Here is a 17473-nt window from a genome sequence, read left to right on the forward strand (position 1 = left end):
TCCCGCGGCAGTGCACGACCTCCTGGGCAACACCCCGGCTCACCGGCACCGGCTGCCACAGGCGAGGCTGTCTGGCACGACGCCGTTTCGACGAGGAGGACGCATGCGCACGATCGGGATGCTCGGCGGGATGAGCTGGGAATCCTCCGCCGAGTACTACAGGCTGCTGAACGAGGAGAGCCGCGCTCGACTCGGCGGCTACAACACCGTGCCCAGCGTGCTGTACAGCGTGGACTTCGCCGAGATCGTGGCCATGCAGGAGGCCGGGGACTGGGCAGCGGCGGGCCGGCGTCTGGCAGACGCCGCGCGCCAGGTGCGCCGCGCCGGGGCGGATCTGGTCCTGCTCTGCACCAACACGATGCACCAGGTCGCCGACGAGATCGAGGCGGCGATCGACGTGCCGTTCGTGCACATCGTCGCCGCCACCGGCGCGCGGATCGCGGCCGCCGGCCTCACCCGGGTCGGCCTGCTGGGCACCCGCTACACGATGGAACTCGACTTCTACCGGGCGCGGATGCGCGACCGGCACGGCATCGACGTGATCGTCCCGGAGGAACCCGACCGCACCGTGGTGCACGACGTGATCTACCGGGAGCTGACCCGCAACCGCGTCGAGGACGCCTCCCGCGAGCAGTACGTGCGGATCGTGCGGGGCTTGGCGGGACGTGGTGCCGAGGCCGTGATCCTCGGCTGCACCGAGATCACGCTGCTGCTCGGCCCGGACGACAGCCCGCTGCCGCTGTTCGACTCCACCCGCCTGCACGTCGGGCACGCCCTGGACATCGCGCTCGCCGAGTGACAGAGGGAGGGCCCGGAACCGCTTGGGTTCCGGGCCCTCCCGAATGCTTCCCGCTGGTTCAGCCGCGCAGCATCTCCGCGACCAGGAACGCCAGCTCCAGCGACTGCTGGGTGTTCAGGCGCGGGTCGCAGGCCGTCTCGTAGCGGCCCGCCAGGTCCGCGTCGGAGATCTCCTGGGCGCCGCCGACGCACTCCGTGACGTCCTCACCGGTCAGCTCGATGTGGATGCCACCCGGGTGGGTGCCGAGCCGGTGGTGCACCTCGAAGAAGCCCTGCACCTCGTCCACGATCCGGTCGAAGTGCCGGGTCTTGTAGCCGGTGCTCGCCTCGTGGGTGTTGCCGTGCATGGGGTCGCACTGCCAGATCACCTGGTGCCCGGAGGCGGTGACCTTCTCCACGATGGGCGGCAGCACGTCGCGCACCTTGCCGTTGCCCATCCGGCTGATCAGGGTGAGCCGGCCGGGCTCGTTGTTCGGGTCCAGCCGCTCGACGTACTCCACGGCCTGCTCAGGCGTGGTGCCCGGGCCGATCTTGAGGCCGATCGGGTTGGAGATCAGCTCGGCGAACGCGATGTGCGCGCCGTCCAGCTGGCGGGTCCGCTCCCCCACCCACAGGAAGTGCCCGGACAGGTCGAACAGCCGCGGCCGGTCGCCGGTGGTGTCCAGCCGGAGCATGGCGCGCTCGTAGTCCAGCACCAGCGCCTCGTGGCTGGCGAAGAACTGCACCGAGTGCAGGCTGGAGTCGTCCACGCCGCAGGCCGCCATGAAGCGCAGGCCGCGGTCGATCTCGGCGGCGACGGACTCGTAGCGCTCGCCGGCCGGCGAGTTGAGCACGAAGTCCTTGTTCCAGTCGTGCACCTTGGTCAGCGCGGCCATCCCGGCGCTGGTCAGCGCGCGGGACAGGTTCATCGCGGCGCTGGCGTTGGCGTAGGCGCGGATCAGCCGCGACGGGTCGTGGCGGCGCGCGTCCTCGGTGGCGACCAGCGAGTTGATCATGTCGCCGCGGTAGGACGGCAGGCCCAGCGCGTCGGTGTTGCTGGAACGCGGCTTGGCGTACTGCCCGGCGATCCGGCCGACCTTGACCACCGGCATGCTCGCGCCGTAGGTCAGCACCACCGCCATCTGCAGCAGCGTGCGGATGTTGCCGCGGATGTGCGGCTCGGTGTTGTCCGCAAAGGTCTCCGCGCAGTCGCCGCCCTGCAGCAGGAACGCCTCGCCGCGGGCGACCGCCGCGAGGTGCCGGCGCAGCTCGTCCACCTCGGAGGGCACGGTCACCGGCGGGACGCTCTCCAGCACCTTCCGGACGCTGCCGGCCTGGTCCGGGTTCGGCCACTGCGGCTGCTGCGCGGCAGGGCGGGCCAGCGCGTCGTCCAGGCGGGCGCGCATCTCCGGCGGCAACGGCGGCAGCTCGGGCAGGTCATCTACGGGGACGTCGACGGTCCAGTTCACGTTCCCAGAATAGGGGCTGCGCGCTACACCTTTAACGCCGGGAGAGCCGTCCCACATCGCGGAAGCCCTGCGGGCTTCGATTCAGTAGCCGCCGCCGAGCTTGCGGTGGTCCCAGGTGATCGTCCGGGTGGGGGTGAAACGCAGCCCGACCCGCTTCGCGGCCTTGGCGCGCAGGACGGCCCGGGCTTCCTCGCTCGCCGCCAGCTCGCCCGGAGCCGCCGTGCCGTAGCGTTCCGCCAGGCCCAGTCCGATGCGCTCGACGTCCTCCGGCGCGTCCAGGAGCTGCACATCGCACTCCAGCGAGACGCCGCGCAGCTCGCCGTACTCCGTGCCGGTCTCCAGCAACAGCGTGGCCCGCGGATCGCGACGCAGGTTCAGCGTCTTCTGCGACCGGCCGTAGGACCACACCTCGATCACCGGGCCGTCGTGCACGAACCACATCGGCACCAGGTGCGGTCGCCCGTCGGCCTTCAGCGTCGCCAGCACGACGACCCGGCGCTGGGCGATGAAGTCGACGATCTCGTCCTCGGACATGGTGATCTGACCGCGACGCGACATTGCAGCGCTCCGTTTCCCGCTGGGCCGGTGGTGTGCCGATCTTGTTCCGGAACACCCCACCGAGTCAACGAAGGCCGGTCAGCCGAGCGGCCAGGCGACCGAGCTGCCGCCCCAGACCAGCCCGGTCACCGGCGCCGCGTTCTGCGTCAAGACGACCAGTAGCACCTACGCGCGGATCGTCGTCCGCGACGCCAAGGACTCAGAGCTGACGCTGGACGTCGTCGTCTGGAAGAAGCCGAGCTAGCTCACCGCGGCCTTCTCCGTCTGCCACTCGGCCTCGACCGCGTCGGCGTCGTAGCCCACCGGCTCCCAGCGCTTGGCCAGCAGCGCCACCAGGCCCATCAGCGGGGCGAGCGCGATCACCCAGAACACGCCGCTGCCCAGCGACGCGCTGAGCACCGGGAAGAAGAACAGCGCCAGCGTCGAGCCGACCCGCAGGGTGCCCTGGTTGAAGCCGATCCCGGTGCCGCGCATCGTCGTCGGGTAGCTCAGGGACGCGAAGCTCATGAAGTGCGCGCCCGGCCCGGAGGCCTGCGCGAACATGAACGCGCCCAGCGCGAAGATCGCGAACAGCACGTACGCGGTCGCCGACGGCTTGCCGATCAGCGCCAGCACCACCATCGACGCCAGCTGCACGCCGAACCCGATGAACGTCATCTTCCAGGCACCCGCCGTGTTGGCCAGCCGGATGCCGAGCAGGCCACCGGTGACCGCGAAGACCAGGTTGAGCACCAGCGAGGCGGTGATCGTGTTCAGCGCGCCCTGGGCGAGGATGCTCGCGATGATGATCGGCAGCCCGTAGGCGACCGCGTTGTAGCCGAAGGTCTGGGCGAGGCCGATGGCCAGCGCCTGGAACGTCCGGGCGCGGTAGCGGCGCTGGAACAGCTGCGCGAAGTCCCGCAGCCCGCGGCGCTCGGCCCGGGGCTTCACCACTTCCGCGTCCGGCGCCACCACGGCGTTGACGCCGTAGGACTTGCGCAGGATCTTCGCGGCCCGCTCCAGGTCGCCCTGGTCGGCCGCCCAGGACGGCGACTCGTTCATGTACTTGTTGCGCACCAGCAGGATCACCAGCGCGGGCACCGCGCCGAAGCCGACGGTGAACCGCCACAGCAGGCCGTGGTGCTCGTCGGGCAGCACGAAGTACAGCGCCATGATCACCAGGTAGCAACCGCTGGTGGCCACGTACCAGGCGGGCGACCACGCCGCGGTGCGGGAACCCTTGCTCCCCTTGCCCTTCAGCCGGGAGAACTCGGCCAGGAAGGCCATCGCGACCGGGATGTCCATGCCGACGCCGAAGCCCATCAGGAACCGGAAGAAGATCAGGACCTCCATGTTCGGCGCGAGCGCGCAGCCGAGCGCGGAGACCACGAAGAACAGCATGTCGGCCATGAACACGCGGTAGCGGCCGAGCCGGTCCACCAGCAGGCCGCCGAGCCACGCGCCGAAGATCGCGCCGACGCTGATGGAGGCGGTGACGGCGCCGGCGCCGGCCGGGGAGAGCCCGAACTGCTGCTTGATGTCGGTGATGCCGTAGGCCAGCGAAGTGAGGTCGTAGGCGTCCAGGAAGATCCCGCCGAGGGCCAGCAGCACGATCATCTTCGCGTGGCTGCCCCGCGCCGCACCCGAGTTGACCAGTTCGGTGACGTCCCGAGCCGAGCGGATGAGCACGGGCTCCCGCTCGGCGACCGGCTGCGTGGACACGGCTGCACCCCTCCGAAGTTCTTGGATCGTGCCCGCAGGCGCGAGCGAGGGGTTAGCCTAACCGGTGGAACGAATACGTCCACATGCTGGAACGCCGCCGGCGATCGACCGGCCGATGCGCACGCCTTCGCGCCAGATGTCGGCGAGATCCCGGCACGCCGGAACCAGGGTGTCCACAGTGGATCAGACGGTCGGCTTCCGGCGACGCGCAGCCGGGGAAGAACTCGGCCACCTCATGAACGAAGGGGCGTCGCCACCGTGGACGACACCCCTTCTCCGGGCTTCAGCCGAAGAGGACTTCGGCTTCTGCGTAGCGCTCCAGGGGCACCGTCTTCAGCGATGCCGTCGCTTCGCTCAGGGGCACCCGGACGATGTCCGTGCCGCGCAGCGCCACCATCTTGCCGTAGTCGCCTTCCGTGATCGCGTCGATCGCGTGCAGGCCGAAGCGGGTTGCCAGCACCCGGTCGTAGGCCGTCGGCGTGCCTCCGCGCTGCACGTGGCCGAGGACGACCGCGCGCGACTCCTTGCCCGTCCGCGCCGCGATCTCCTCCGCCAGCCAGGTGCCGACACCGCCCAGCCGGACGTGGCCGAAGGCGTCCTTCTCACCGGTCAGCAGCAGTTCCTTGCCGCCCTCCGGGACCGCTCCCTCGGCTACCACGATGATCGGCGCGTACTGGCGCTCGAAGCGCTGCTCCACCCAGGCGCAGACCTTCTCGACGCTGAACGGCTGCTCCGGCACGAGGATGACGTTCGCGCCGCCCGCCAGCCCGGAGTGCAGCGCGATCCACCCCGCGTGCCGGCCCATCACCTCGACCACCAGCGCCCGGTGGTGCGACTCCGCCGTGGTGCGCAGCCGGTCGATGGCCTCCGTGGCGATGTGCACCGCCGTGTCGAAGCCGAACGTGTAATCGGTGGCGTCGAGGTCGTTGTCGATCGTCTTGGGCACGCCGACCACCGGCACGCCGTCGTGGGTGAGCTGCTCGGCGACGCCGAGGGTGTCCTCGCCGCCGATCGCGATCAGCGCGTCCACCTGGTTCTCCGCCAGGGTCGCCTTGAGCCGGGCGATCCCGTCGTCGACCTTGTACGGGTTGGTGCGCGACGAGCCCAGGATGGTGCCGCCCCGGTTGAGGATCTCCTCCACCTTGTCGAGGGTCAACGGCATGGTCAGGCCCTCCACCGGGCCCAGCCACCCGCTGCGGAATCCCAGGATCTCGTGCTGGTGCACCGAAATCCCCTTGCGGGTCACCGCGCGGAGCACCGCGTTGAGCCCGGGGCAGTCGCCGCCACCGGTGAGCACTCCGACACGCATTCCAGCCGGCATCGCTTTTCGCCGCCTCCTCGAATTCAGCCCAGAAAGGACGTGATCTGCATCTCCCCCTGACCACAGCGTGTCACGAACTGGATCGTTGCAGCAAGTATCCGGGAAGTTACCGGTCGCGACGGCGGAGCTGGGAACGCGCGAGGTCCGGAGCGGGTCACCCGGCGATTTCGCGCGAAATCGTCGCCCGCCACGCGTGGGCAACGGCGATTTCGCGCGAAATCGCCACGCGAGTGATCAGGCGAAGCCGCGCTTGCGGCGGACCTCCTCCATCACCTTCCAGCGTTCGAGGTTGTGCTTGGCGTCGGCCAGGGCGTCGTGCGCGTTGTCCGGCGCGGCGGGCAGCTTCGGCTTGCCGAGGTCTTCCCAACGCTGCCGCAGGTCGCGGGTGAACTTCGGGATCCGCGACGGCAGCATCGGCATCGCGCCCCACAGCTGCGCCAGCGCCACGTGGTCGTAGGCGGCGTACCAGGCCCACAGCTCGACGTTCCCGTTGCGGGCGGTCAGGAAGGAGTACAGGTCCTCGCGGATCCGGGCGCGGGAGCGCCAGCACGGATCGGCGGGCGGCGGCAATTGCGGCAGCACGTGCTGCCGCACCCAGGCACCGGCCCGAGACGCGTCGAACTCGGTGGACACCGCGTAGAACTCGCGGCCGGACTCGTCGACCATCCCGATCGACACCAGCTCGATGGTGTGTCCGTCCTCAATGAACTCGCAGTCGTAGAAGTACCGCACCGGGCAAGGGTAGGTGCCCGCCGTTCCAGCAGCGTATGCGGGCCGTCAGCCGGCCTTGGACTCCGGGAGCCGCTCGGCGGGCTTCGGCTCCTTCCAGCCCGCGACGTGCTTGCCCTGCGCGGCGAGATCGTCCTTCACCTTCGCCGCGTAGACGTCGACGTACTCCTGGCCGGAGAGCTCCATCAGCGCGTACATGATCTCGTCGGTGATGGACCGCTCCACGAACCGGTCGCCCGCCATGCCCTCGTAGCGGGAGAAGTCCAGCGGCGGCCCGACCTTCACCACGACCTTGTGCGGGTACCACATCTTCGACCCGAGGGGGTTGACCCGGTCGGTGCCGAACATCGCGATCGGGATCACCGGCGCCTTCGACTCCAGCGCCATCCGAGCGACCCCGGTCTTGCCCTTGTACAGCCGGCCGTCCGGCGACCGGGTGCCCTCCGGGTAGACGCCCAGCAGCTTGCCCTCGCGCAGCAGGCGGACGCCGGTGTCCAGCGCGGCCTGCGCGGCGGCGCCGCTGGAGCGGTCGATCGGCACCTGCCCGACGCCGGAGAAGAAGTACTTCTTGAACTTGCCCTTGACGCCCTTGCCCGTGAAGTACTCGCGCTTGGCCAGGAACGTCACCCGGCGCGGCATCATCAGCGGCATGAAGAACGAGTCGGCGACCGCCAGGTGGTTGCTGACCAGGATCGCGCCGCCGGTGGTCGGCACGTGCTCGACGCCTTCGACCTTCGGACGGCAGAACAGCTTCATCAAGGGCCCGAGCAGGAAGTGCTTCATCACCCAGTACAACACCGCGCTGCCGCCTCCTTGCCCCGCCGACTTCCCTGCTCAGCCTACGGAGCCGCGACATCGGGCACAATGCGGCCTCGAAGTGGCGATCTCGCGCTCTCCCTGGAGCGATCACGACGGCACCGCCAATCCGCCCCACATGTCGGCCGCGCATGCGACGATGAAGAGGTACTGGCTCGCCGATGCTGTTGGGAGGCCGCGGTGCCCGTGCTCCCCGGTGCCGAACCGTTCACGCACAACGGATCGGAGGACATCGGCGTGCTGCTCTGCCACGGGTTCACCAGCACCCCGCAGAGCATGCGCGCCTGGGGCGAGCACCTGGCGGCGGAGGGGTTCACGGTGCGCTGCCCGCTGCTTCCCGGCCACGGCACCCGGTGGCCGGACCTGAACCGGACGAGCTGGCGGGACTGGTTCGCCGCGGCGGAGGCCGAGCTCGCCGAACTGCGCGGGCGCTGCCGGTCCGTGTTCGTGTTCGGCCAGTCCATGGGCGGCACGCTCACCTTGCGGCTGGCCGAGCAGCATCCCGACATCGCCGGGATCGTGCTGGTCAACCCGTCGGTGACGACGCTGCGCAGGGGCGCCCGGCTGCTGCCGCTGCTGAGCCGGGTGTGGCCCGCGATCGGCGGGATCCCCGGCGACATCGCCAAACCCGGCGGGTTCGAGCTCGCCTACCAGCGGTTGCCGCTGCGCGCGATGGCCAGCCTGCAGGAGCTCTGGGACGTCGTGCGCGCCGACCTCGACCGGGTGCGCCAGCCACTGCTGCTGTTCCGGTCGGCCGTCGACCACATCGTCGAGCCGGTGAACTCCGCGCTCGTGCTGGACGGGGTGGCCAGCGGCGATCTCGCGGAGGTCGTGCTGGCCGACAGCTTCCACGTGGCGACGCTGGACCACGACGCGCCCGCGATCTTCAGCGGCAGCGTCGAATTCCTGCAACGCATCCACAGCGAACGGGCCGAGGAAGTCGTATGAACACGCGCCGCGACAACCCCGACGGGCCGGAGGACATCGACGCCGCATTCGCCGAGATCGTCGCCGATCTGGAGCGGGACTCGACGTTCGCGCGGTGGCCCGAGGACGCCCCCGGGGACACCACCGACGCCGCGGGCGCCGCGAGCGCGGTCGCCGACGTCGCCGAGGTCGAGCCGAAGGCCGCGCGCGACGCGGGGCCGCGGGACTGGGCGCCGGGGCCAGAGGAAGAGGAAGAGCACTTCGTCCCGCCGGAGCCGCCGCCGCTGCCCACTCCGCGACCGACGACGCTGCTCGGGATCGCGGTGATCGCGGTCGGGGTGCTGGTCCTGCTGGTGCCCGGCCTCGCCGGGATGTCGAGTTCGCTCTCGATGCCGCTGGGCCTGGTGCTGATCAGCGCGGGCATCGGCTGGCTCCTGCTGAGGCTGCGGCAGGGCCCGCCGCCGAACACCGGCAACGACGACGGCGCCCAGGTCTGAGGCGTCCCGCAGTTTCAATGGAAACTGCGGACCTCCGGCGTGTCGGGGCCCGACACACCGGAGCCTGTGGACAACTTCCGCAATTTCAATGGAAATCGGACCTTCGATTTCCATTGAAATTGCGTCAGGTCAGGTGCGGGGCTTCGGTCAGGACGTGTTCCCGGGCGAGGGCCGCCGAGCCGATCAGGGCCGCCGAATCCCCGTAGTGAGCCACCGCGATCCGCGCTAGCGGGCGGTGGCCGGCTCCCGTGACCGCCTGGGCGTAGTGCTCTCGGGCGGCGTCGAGGAACAGGTGCGCCGAGTCGGAGACCCCGCCCGCGATCACCACGACCTCCGGGTCGTAGACGTCCGCGACGAGCGCCAGGCCTTCGCCGAGCCAGCGGGCCAGGTCCGCGACCGCGCGGAGGGCCAGCGGGTCGCCCGCTTCCGCCGCGTGCGCGACGTCGACGCCGGTCGGCTCGACCAGCACCGGCTCCCCTGCCTCCCGGCGGAGCTCCAGCGCCGTGGCCGCCAGTGCGGTGCCGCTGCAGTACCGCTCCCAGCAGCCTCGTTTGCCGCAGGAGCACGGCCTGCCGTCCGGGACGACCCGCAGGTGCCCCAGTTCCGGGGCGACGCCGTAGGCCCCGCGGAACACCTCGCCGCCGATCACCAGCGCGCCGCCGATGCCGGTGCCGATGGCCACCAGCGCGGCCACCCGCGCGCCGACGGCCGCGCCGAAGCGCTGTTCCGCGACGGCCGCGGCGTTCGCGTCGTGCTCCAGGACGACCGGCAGCCCGAGTCGTTCGGCGAGCTCGTCGGCGACCGCGACGTGCCGCCAGGCCAGGTGCGGCGCGAAGCGCACCACCCTGCGGTCCTCGCTGACGAAGCCGGCGACGGCCAGGCCGACCCCGGCGACCGGGTACCGGTCCGCGAGCGCGCGAACCGTGTCCGCGATCGCCGCGTTCAGCTCGGGTCCGGTGGCCGGCGTCGGCACGCGGTGGGTTTCCAGGATCTCGCCGTGCTGGTCCACCACGCCGGCCCGCACGCTGGTCCCGCCGACGTCCACTCCGATGGTCAGCACCTCGACGCGGCCTCGCCGTCCGCCAGCACCGGGCCGGCGACCCGCCGCACCGCGATCCGCTGCACCTTCGACGGCGCCGGAACGTCCTCTTCGGACTCCTCGGGCGCTTCGGCCGGGCGCTGATCGGCCAGCATCTGCCGCAGCGACTGGATGATCCCGAGGATCTGGTCGTTGAGCTCCGGGCGGCGACCGCGCAGCAGCGCCACCGCCGCGCACAACGGGCACCAGCCGCAGCTCGTTCCGCTGCCGGGCTCGGCGCCCTGGTCGCAGCTGCTCAGGTAGTCCTCCGCCTTGCCCGCGATCACGTCGAGCAGCTGCCGGAGCTCGTCGAGGAGCTGGTCGTGCCGGGATTCGTCGCGCATCTCGTCCACCGGTCTCACCGCATCCACAACTCTGGGTCGGGCCGGAACCGCACCGTCAGCCCGTCGTCGCCGGCGACCGCCGAGGTCACGGCGCACCGCTGGAGCACCGCGGGCAGGGCGATCAGCCTCCGGCGGCCGTCGACGGTGATCGCCAGCTCGTCACCGATCCGCGCCAGGTCCAGCTCCGCCGCCGGGTGCAGCGGCAGCGCGATCCGCAGCGAGTACTCCGCGTCCAGCGCGCGTCCACCGCCGGTGACCTGCATGGACGGCTGGTTCGGCGGGTTCTCCAGCGGATCGGCGTCGGCGTAGAGCTCGTCGCCGAGCGCCAGCAGTTCCTCCCCGCCGACCGGTTCGGCGGCGCGGTGCTCGACCACGCGCAGCGGCAGATCCGTCGCCGCCCGCAACGTGTCGAGCACCTTCTCCTGCTCGTGGCGGCGGGTGCGCAACCAGCCCGCCGCGGCGCCGCGCGCCGATCCGGGGTGCGGCACCACTCGGTTGGCCACCAGGCCGTCCACCCGGATCTGCTGGAGCGCCAGGGCGGTCAGCGTCCGGCGGGTTTCGGCGGCCACCACCGTCTCCGGAGTGAGCACCAGCCGGACGCTGGTCCCGGCGTCGCCGAGCATGTCCTTGAGGGCCGCGAGCCGCTCCGCGAGCCGCCCGAGCCCATCGGCGACGGAGTCCCAGCGCTCCACCTGCTCGCTACCGGCGATGCCGGCGAGCAGGCCGCGCACGGCTCGGCGGTGCGCCGGGAACAGCCGCTCCAGGTAGCCGGCGAGCGATTCGGGCAGCGCGAGCAGGCGCAGCGTTTCGGCGGTCGGCCCGCAGTCGACGATCACGGTGTCCCACGGCCCGCTCACCGCCAGCCGGTGCACCTCGGACAGCGCGAGCAGGTCCTCCACACCGGGCAGCACCGTGAGCTCTTCCGCGTCGACCTCGTCGACACCGGCTCCCTGCAGCATCGTCCGCAGGTGTTCGCGCAGCTCGCGCCAGGCGCCGTCGACCAGCCCGCGGGTCTGCACCTCGGCGGCGTGCAGCACCGCTCGCGAACCGTCCAACCGCACCTCGCGCGGCAACGCGGCGAGTTCGACGTCGAGCGCATCGCCCAGCGAGTGCGCCGGGTCGGTGGAGACGACGAGCACCTTGCCGCCGTGCCCGGCGACGCGGGCCGCGGTGGCGGCGGCGAGGGTGGTCTTTCCCACCCCGCCTTTTCCGGTGAACAGCAGGATTCGCAACGGATGCTTGCTTACTTCGTGCCTTCGACGCGGCGCTTGAGCTCCTTCAGCGCCGTATCCATGATCATCTTCTCGGCCTTGCGCTTGAACAGGCCGATCATCGGGATCGCCAGGTCCACCGCCAGGCTGTAGGTCACCTCGGTGCGGTCGCCGGACAGCGGGTTGAGCCGGTAGCTGCCGCGCTGCGCCTTCTGCACCTGGCCCTCGACGAGGTTCCAGCTCACCGACAGCCCGTCGCCCGCCCAGTCGTAGACGTTGACGTAGGTGTCCTTGACCACTCCGGCGTCCAGCACGAAGCGCACCCGCTCCGCGTCACCGCCCGAGGTCTGCGAGAGCACCTCGGTCTCCTTCACCGCTTCCGCCCACTCCGGGTAGGCGCCGAAATCCGCGATGGCTGCCATGATCTGCGCGGCCGGCGCCTCGATCACGATGGACTGGGTGGACTGATCGACCATGCGCCGCAGGTTACCGGGTGCGGGCAGCGGTAGCGGCGTGGAGGAGCAGGGTTTTTGCTCACCTTCACCAGCGGAGCACGTAGGGCCGCCCGGTGCGCTGGAAATGCCCGACGTTGACGCACTCGGTGCGCCCGATCCGCATGCGCCGCGCCAGCGGCTGGTGCACGTGCCCGAACAGCGACCACCGCGGCCGGTCTGCGGCGATCCGCCGGACCAGCGCGGCCGAGCCGCTCTCCGGCCGCCGCGCCACCACGTCGTAGGTCAGCTCCGGCACGGCGGGCGGCAGGTGGGTGCACAGCACGTCCACTTCGGGCAGCGCCGCGACGGCCGCGTCGTACTCGTCCTCGGGCCGCAGATACGGCACCCAGGCGGCGTGGCGGCGCAGCGTCACACCCGCCGGCAGCACGGTGCCGCCGACGAAACCGAAGGTCAGGCCGCCGATTTCGGCGCTCTCCCCGTCGAGCACCCGGATGCCGTCGCGGACGAACTCCGGCCACAGGTGCGGCGCGTCGACGTTGCCCGGGGTGGCGTAGGTGGGCGCGGTCAGCGCCGCGAACAGCTCGGCGTACTGCTCGCGCACGGCTTCCTCGACCACCGCCGCCGGATCGGTCAGCCCGGCCCACAGCGAGCGCACGTAGGCGCCGAACTCCGGGCCGCGCTGGCTGCGCCGCAGCTCGGCGAACCGGGCCACCTTCTCCGGGCCGAACACCCGCCCGAGGATGCCCTTGCCGTGGTCGTGGTAGTCGACGAAGTCGATCAGGTCACCGAGCACCACGAGCGCGTCGGCGCCGTCCCCGGCCCGCTTGAGGTCCTCGACGTTGCCGTGGACGTCCGAAACGACGTGGACGCGCAAGTCCAACTCCCCTCCGCTGACAACTCCTCCCCTCGAACCTAATCCGTTCGAGGGCCGCTATGGGAGCACCCGATGCCCACCTGCACCGTTCGAGCGGCGCAAGCCGCCAACCGGCGGCACCATGCCGATCATCGGGGCAACTACGCTGTGTTGACTGGAGCGGGCGCACAACGGGGACTACCGCTCAGTAACTATCAGCGTTAGGTTGTGCCCCACTGACTGGTGTGTTTTCGGAGGTTTCGACGTGCGAGAGTTCAGCGCACCCGCCACAACGACCGTGGCCGAGGACGAGAACCTCACCGACATGGTGTGGGCCAACGCGGAGCGCTTCGGAAGCACGGTGAGCTTCCGGCGCCGGGTGGACGGCACCTGGGTCGACGTCACCGCCGCCGACTTCGCCGCGCAAGTGCTGACCGTGGCCAAGGGCCTGGTCGCCGCAGGCCTGGAGCCCGGTGACCGGGTCGGCCTGATGTCGCGGACCCGGTACGAGTGGAGCCTGCTGGACTTCGCGATCTGGACGGCCGGCTGCGTCACGGTGCCGATCTACGAGACGTCCGCGGCCGACCAGGTCGAGTGGATCCTCACCGACTCCGCGGCCAAGGCCGTGATCGTGGAGAGCGAGGCGCACCGCGCCGAGGTGGACAAGGTCGTGGGCCGGCTCTCCGAGGTCTCCCACGTCTGGCAGATCGACGGCCCGACCAGCGGCGGAGCCGCCGGAGCGGTCGACGAGCTGACCGCGCTCGGCGCGGAGGTCGAGGACCGCGACGTGCACCTGCGCCGCCGCGCGGTGCGCGCCGAGGACGTCGCGACGCTGATCTACACGTCGGGCACCACCGGCCGCCCCAAGGGCTGCGTGCTCACGCACCGCAACATGCTCGCCGAGGTGCGCGCGGACATCGAGGCCTTCCCGCAGCTGACCCGGCCCGGCAACTCGATGCTGATGTTCCTGCCGATGGCGCACGTGCTGGCCCGCGCGATCACGGTGATGTGCGTGTACGGCAGAGTCACCCTCGGCCACACCAGCGACATCAAGGACCTCGTCGCCGACCTCGGCTCGTTCCGGCCGACGTTCGTGCTGGCGGTGCCGCGGGTGTTCGAGAAGGTCTACAACACCGCCAAGCAGAAGGCGCACGGCAGCGGCAAGGGCCGGATCTTCGACGTCGCCGAGGACACCGCGGTCGCGTTCAGCCGCGCCCAGGAGGAGGGCGGCCCGGGCCTGGGGCTGAAGCTCAAGCACGCGCTGTTCGACAAGCTCGTGTACGGCAAGCTCCGGGCGGCCCTCGGCGGCCGCTGCATCGCGGCGGTATCCGGCGGCGCGCCGCTGGGCGAGCGGCTCGCGCACTTCTTCCGCGGCGTCGGCGTGCCGGTGCTGGAGGGCTACGGGCTCACCGAGACGACCGCCGCGGCCGCGGTGAACGTGGAGAGCGCGTTCAAGGTCGGCACCGTCGGCAAGCCGGTGGCGGGCACGTCGGTGCGCATCGCCGAGGACGGCGAGGTGCTGATCAAGGGCGACGTGGTGTTCAAGGAGTACTGGAACAACCCGACCGCCACCAAGGAATCCCTCGATGACGGCTGGTTCCACACCGGCGACCTCGGTTCGCTGGATGCCGAGGGCTTCCTGAAGATCACCGGCCGGAAGAAGGAGATCATCGTCACCGCGGGCGGCAAGAACGTCGCCCCGGCGATGCTGGAGGACGCGCTGCGGGCGCACCCGCTGATCAGCCAGTGCATGGTGGTCGGCGACCAGAAGCCGTTCATCGGCGCGCTGATCACCCTCGACCCGGAGTTCCTGCCGTCCTGGCTGGCGAACAACTCCCGGCCGGAGAACACCCCGGCGACCGAGCTGATCGACGACCCGGACCTGCGCGCCGAGGTGCAGAAGGCCGTCGACGAGGCCAACAAGGCGGTGTCCCGGGCGGAGCAGATCAAGCAGTTCCGGATCCTGCCGGAGGACTTCACCGAGGCCACCGGCGAGCTGACGCCGAGCATGAAGCTCAAGCGGAACAAGGTCGCCGAGAACCACGCGGCCACCATCGAGGCGATCTACTCGTAGCAGGCTCGTTGCAGCGCTGAGGGCCGCCGATCTCCCGCGAAATCGGCGGCCCTCAGCGGCACTGCTGGCCGCGACCGGGGTCAGCGCGTTCGCCGACGACGCCTTGACCAACCTCAGCTAGCCCACGAGATCAACCGAAGGTGTGACGGAGGTCGGCTCGCCAGTCGGCCACCAGCTGGGCCCTGGTGAGGCCCGTCTCCTCGCGCAGGGCATCGTCCACTTCGGCCGGTGAGCCGGTGGCCGCCACGCGGCGGTAGAGGTCCACCAGGCGTCGTTCGCCGAGCCGGTCGGCGAGGTGGCTCACCACCGACCAGGACTGCTGGTAGGCCAGGTCCAGGCGACGCCCGGCCTGGTGGAAATCGCGGTCGTCGGGCAGCCTCGCCGGCGGCCCTGCCTCGTGGAGCCTGCGGATGAGGTCCGGGGCGATGTCCTTCGGCGCCACCCCGCTGTCGCGGTAGCCGACGTAGTCGGCGAAGCCCTCCAGCATCCACATCGGAGCGTCGGCCGCCGTGTCCGCGCGGGCCGCGACGTGGGTGATCTCGTGCCGCAACACCACGCGCAGGGCCTGGTCGGAGAGCCGGTCGGCCGCCTTGGGGTTGAGCACCACCCGCTGGCCCTCGGCCCGGCGAGCGTCGGTGTCCACCCGGTCGGCCACCGCGACGGCCGCGATGCCGTCCACCGCGAACTCCGGCCCCACCAGCGAACGCAGCTCCTCCTGGGACGCCGGGACCAGCACGCCCACGCGCCGGGTCCAGTCCGGTCCCCAGACCGCCGTCACGTCCGCCACGGCGTCGTCCAGCAGCCGGGAGACCCGCTCCACCGGTTCCGGGTCGTGGCCGATGACCATGCCGGTGGCGGTGCGCTGCACGTGGCAGAGCCCGAAGTCCCACGGGCCCCGCCAGGCGCCGGCGTCGTCCGCTAGGTACCAGGAACCGCCGCGCCGGGCGAACACGTAGCCGAGCGTCCGCCGGGTCGGCGCACCGTCCACATCGGTCAGCGCGTAGCGCAGCACCACCCGCGGGGCCCAGGTCTCGTCCGCCGCGGGCACCGGAGGCCGGTCACCGGCCGTCCCGTCGAGCTCGTAGCTCCACTCGGTCGCCGGGATCGTCGTGAGGTTGCGGAATAGCTCGTGCTGGCGCCGCTGGAAGTCCGGCGGCGACTGGGGGTCCACTGTGGTCGCGAATGCCGCCTCGTCACCGGCCTGGACCGCGGCGGCCCGCCGCTCCAGCAGGTCCCGCACCGCCGCGTCCGGCGTCGCCGGCACGGCGAAGCCGGCGCGCACCGACGCGGTGCGCGGAAGGTCCGGCAACGGCAGCGGAATCGTGGAAACCCCGGCCAGCACGGCGCCGGCGGCGACTACCGCCAGCCACGCCCGAAACACTCCCGGTGCATGCACGGGGCGCATGGTATTCCCGATCACATCGGCGGCCCGTCCGGGTCCCCCGACATGCGTCCGGGGCCGGCACCTGGTGGTGCCGGCCCCGAATGCGGAACGTCAGCTCAGCCCGCGACGCGGCGGATCGCCGTCACCGGACCGATCTTCTTGTAGTCGGTCACCTTGACGACGTCGCCCTCGGTCGGGGCGTGCACCGCCTTGCCGTTGCCGATGTACATGGAGACGTGGCTGACCGGGCTGTAGTAGAAGATCAGGTCGCCCGGCCTGAGGTCGCTCGCCGACACGCTGCGGCCCTGGGTGACCTGGGTCTTGGTCGAGCCGCCGATCGTCACGCCGGCCTGCTTGTAGGCCCAGTAGGTCAGCCCGGAGCAGTCGAAGGTCGACGGCCCCTTGGCTCCCCACACGTAGTCGGAGCCCTGCTTGCCCAGCGCGGCGTTGACCGCCTGGACGGCCGCACCGGCACCGGCGATCGAGCCGACACCGGTATCACCGTCGGACTTCAGCGAGTCGCGATCCGCGCCGCTGAGCTGGTTGTAGCGCTGCCTGGCCTTGGCGATCTGGTCGTTCATCGCCTTGGTCTTCTGGTCCAGCTCGTCGGCGATGCGCGCGGCATCGGCCTCGGCCTGCACGGCGCGGTTGCGGGCGTCCTGCGCGGCGCGCTCGGCGGTCTCCGCCTGCTGCCGGGCCGTGGACAGCGCCTTGACCGCGTCGTTGTTGTCCTTGGCCAGCGCGTCCAGCGCGGACGCGCGGTTGAGGAAGTCTTCCGGGGTCTCGCTCACCAGCAGCGCCGACAGCTTGTTCAGCCGGGCACCCTGGTAGGACGCGTGGGTGAGCTGGTCGACCTGGCCGCGGAACCGCTCTTCCTCGGCGCGGGCCTGGTTGGCGACCTGCTCGGCCTGGCCGGCCTCCTGGTTCGCCCGATCCAGCTCCGCCCTCTTGGCGTCGTGGTCGTCTTCGGCCTTCTTCGCTTCTTCGGTGAGCTGCTCGGCCTGGTGCTGGAGCTCCTGCACCTGCTTCGCCGCGTCCGACGCGTTGTTCGGGAGTTGTGGGTCTGCGAGCGCCGGCCCGGAGGTCATGCCAACGACGGCTGCGACCGCGGTTGCGGCCAGGGCACCTCGCAAAGAGCGCTTAAGTCGGTGCGACTCCACGTCGCGCACTGCTCCTTCTGCTTCGCCCGCTTACCGGTCGGTTGCCCCCTGCCCGACACGGCCCGACTCCCCGACAAGCCGGTTCAACGGTGCCCCGCGGGCCGCCCGGTCTGGGCAAC

General features: G+C 71.1%; 17 protein-coding genes. 4 read left to right on the forward strand and 13 right to left on the reverse strand.

All coding sequences use genetic code 11. The features are described 5' to 3' along the window. The first annotated feature begins 103 nt into the window (after positions 1-103). Entirely contained in the window at positions 104-799 is a 696-nt protein-coding gene (locus ACWEV3_RS06605) for an aspartate/glutamate racemase family protein (RefSeq protein ID WP_452612908.1), read from the forward strand. 58 nt (positions 800-857) lie between these two features. On the opposite strand, the gene ACWEV3_RS06610 is transcribed toward ACWEV3_RS06605, so the two are convergent. The 6 genes from ACWEV3_RS06610 to ACWEV3_RS06635 form a co-directional block, all read right to left on the reverse strand. After that, positions 858-2246, reverse strand: coding sequence for a class II 3-deoxy-7-phosphoheptulonate synthase (locus ACWEV3_RS06610; protein ID WP_452612909.1), 1389 nt, complete (start codon positions 2244-2246; stop codon positions 858-860). Between the two features lie 81 nt (positions 2247-2327). Then, positions 2328-2804: a PPOX class F420-dependent oxidoreductase gene (locus ACWEV3_RS06615; RefSeq protein ID WP_358570327.1), complete on the reverse strand. Its 477-nt coding sequence runs from the start codon at positions 2802-2804 to the stop codon at positions 2328-2330. Between the two features lie 240 nt (positions 2805-3044). Next, positions 3045-4505 (reverse strand): MFS transporter, encoded by a 1461-nt coding sequence (locus ACWEV3_RS06620; protein WP_452612910.1) that lies wholly within the window; start codon positions 4503-4505, stop codon positions 3045-3047. A gap of 283 nt (positions 4506-4788) precedes the next feature. Beyond that, the gene (locus ACWEV3_RS06625; RefSeq protein WP_452612911.1) at positions 4789-5814 is read right to left on the reverse strand and encodes a 6-phosphofructokinase; all 1026 of its coding nucleotides are present in this window, start codon (positions 5812-5814) and stop codon (positions 4789-4791) included. A 246-nt stretch (positions 5815-6060) separates the two neighbouring features. Further along, on the reverse strand, positions 6061-6558 hold the full coding sequence (locus tag ACWEV3_RS06630) for a polyadenylate-specific 3'-exoribonuclease AS (RefSeq protein ID WP_452612912.1): 498 nt from the start codon (positions 6556-6558) through the stop codon (positions 6061-6063). A gap of 45 nt (positions 6559-6603) precedes the next feature. Continuing rightward, positions 6604-7353 (reverse strand): lysophospholipid acyltransferase family protein, encoded by a 750-nt coding sequence (locus ACWEV3_RS06635; RefSeq protein ID WP_452612913.1) that lies wholly within the window; start codon positions 7351-7353, stop codon positions 6604-6606. 198 nt (positions 7354-7551) lie between these two features. Here ACWEV3_RS06635 and ACWEV3_RS06640 point away from each other — a divergent pair, with 198 nt between their 5' ends. Then, on the forward strand, positions 7552-8319 hold the full coding sequence (locus ACWEV3_RS06640; protein WP_452612914.1) for an alpha/beta hydrolase: 768 nt from the start codon (positions 7552-7554) through the stop codon (positions 8317-8319). Continuing rightward, positions 8316-8795, forward strand: a complete 480-nt coding sequence (locus ACWEV3_RS06645) for a DUF308 domain-containing protein (protein WP_452612915.1) — start codon at positions 8316-8318, stop codon at positions 8793-8795. The genes ACWEV3_RS06640 and ACWEV3_RS06645 overlap by 4 nt, the downstream gene beginning before the upstream one ends. 124 nt (positions 8796-8919) lie before the next feature. Here the strand turns inward: ACWEV3_RS06645 and ACWEV3_RS06650 are convergent, their stop codons facing one another. From ACWEV3_RS06650 to ACWEV3_RS06670, 5 genes are all read right to left on the reverse strand, one after another. Further along, positions 8920-9855, reverse strand: coding sequence for an ROK family protein (locus ACWEV3_RS06650; protein WP_452612916.1), 936 nt, complete (start codon positions 9853-9855; stop codon positions 8920-8922). Further along, positions 9849-10226 (reverse strand): hypothetical protein, encoded by a 378-nt coding sequence (locus ACWEV3_RS06655; protein ID WP_452612917.1) that lies wholly within the window; start codon positions 10224-10226, stop codon positions 9849-9851. The genes ACWEV3_RS06650 and ACWEV3_RS06655 overlap by 7 nt, the downstream gene beginning before the upstream one ends. A 5-nt stretch (positions 10227-10231) precedes the next feature. Next, positions 10232-11449, reverse strand: a complete 1218-nt coding sequence (locus ACWEV3_RS06660; RefSeq protein ID WP_452612918.1) for an ArsA family ATPase — start codon at positions 11447-11449, stop codon at positions 10232-10234. A gap of 11 nt (positions 11450-11460) precedes the next feature. Beyond that, positions 11461-11904 (reverse strand): SRPBCC family protein, encoded by a 444-nt coding sequence (locus tag ACWEV3_RS06665; protein ID WP_358570351.1) that lies wholly within the window; start codon positions 11902-11904, stop codon positions 11461-11463. A 64-nt stretch (positions 11905-11968) separates the two neighbouring features. After that, positions 11969-12757, reverse strand: a complete 789-nt coding sequence (locus tag ACWEV3_RS06670) for a metallophosphoesterase family protein (protein WP_452612983.1) — start codon at positions 12755-12757, stop codon at positions 11969-11971. A 244-nt stretch (positions 12758-13001) separates the two neighbouring features. Between ACWEV3_RS06670 and ACWEV3_RS06675 the strand changes: the two genes are divergently transcribed. Further along, positions 13002-14810, forward strand: coding sequence for an AMP-dependent synthetase/ligase (locus ACWEV3_RS06675; RefSeq protein WP_452612919.1), 1809 nt, complete (start codon positions 13002-13004; stop codon positions 14808-14810). 130 nt (positions 14811-14940) lie between these two features. On the opposite strand, the gene ACWEV3_RS06680 is transcribed toward ACWEV3_RS06675, so the two are convergent. Beyond that, a complete protein-coding gene (locus tag ACWEV3_RS06680; RefSeq protein WP_452612920.1) occupies positions 14941-16206 on the reverse strand; it encodes a basic secretory protein-like protein in 1266 nt (421 codons plus the stop codon). Between the two features lie 104 nt (positions 16207-16310). Next, positions 16311-17282, reverse strand: a complete 972-nt coding sequence (locus ACWEV3_RS06685; protein ID WP_452612921.1) for an NlpC/P60 family protein — start codon at positions 17280-17282, stop codon at positions 16311-16313. Between the last annotated feature and the right edge of the window lie 191 nt (positions 17283-17473).

This window comes from Saccharopolyspora sp. NPDC003752 (assembly GCF_053605825.1).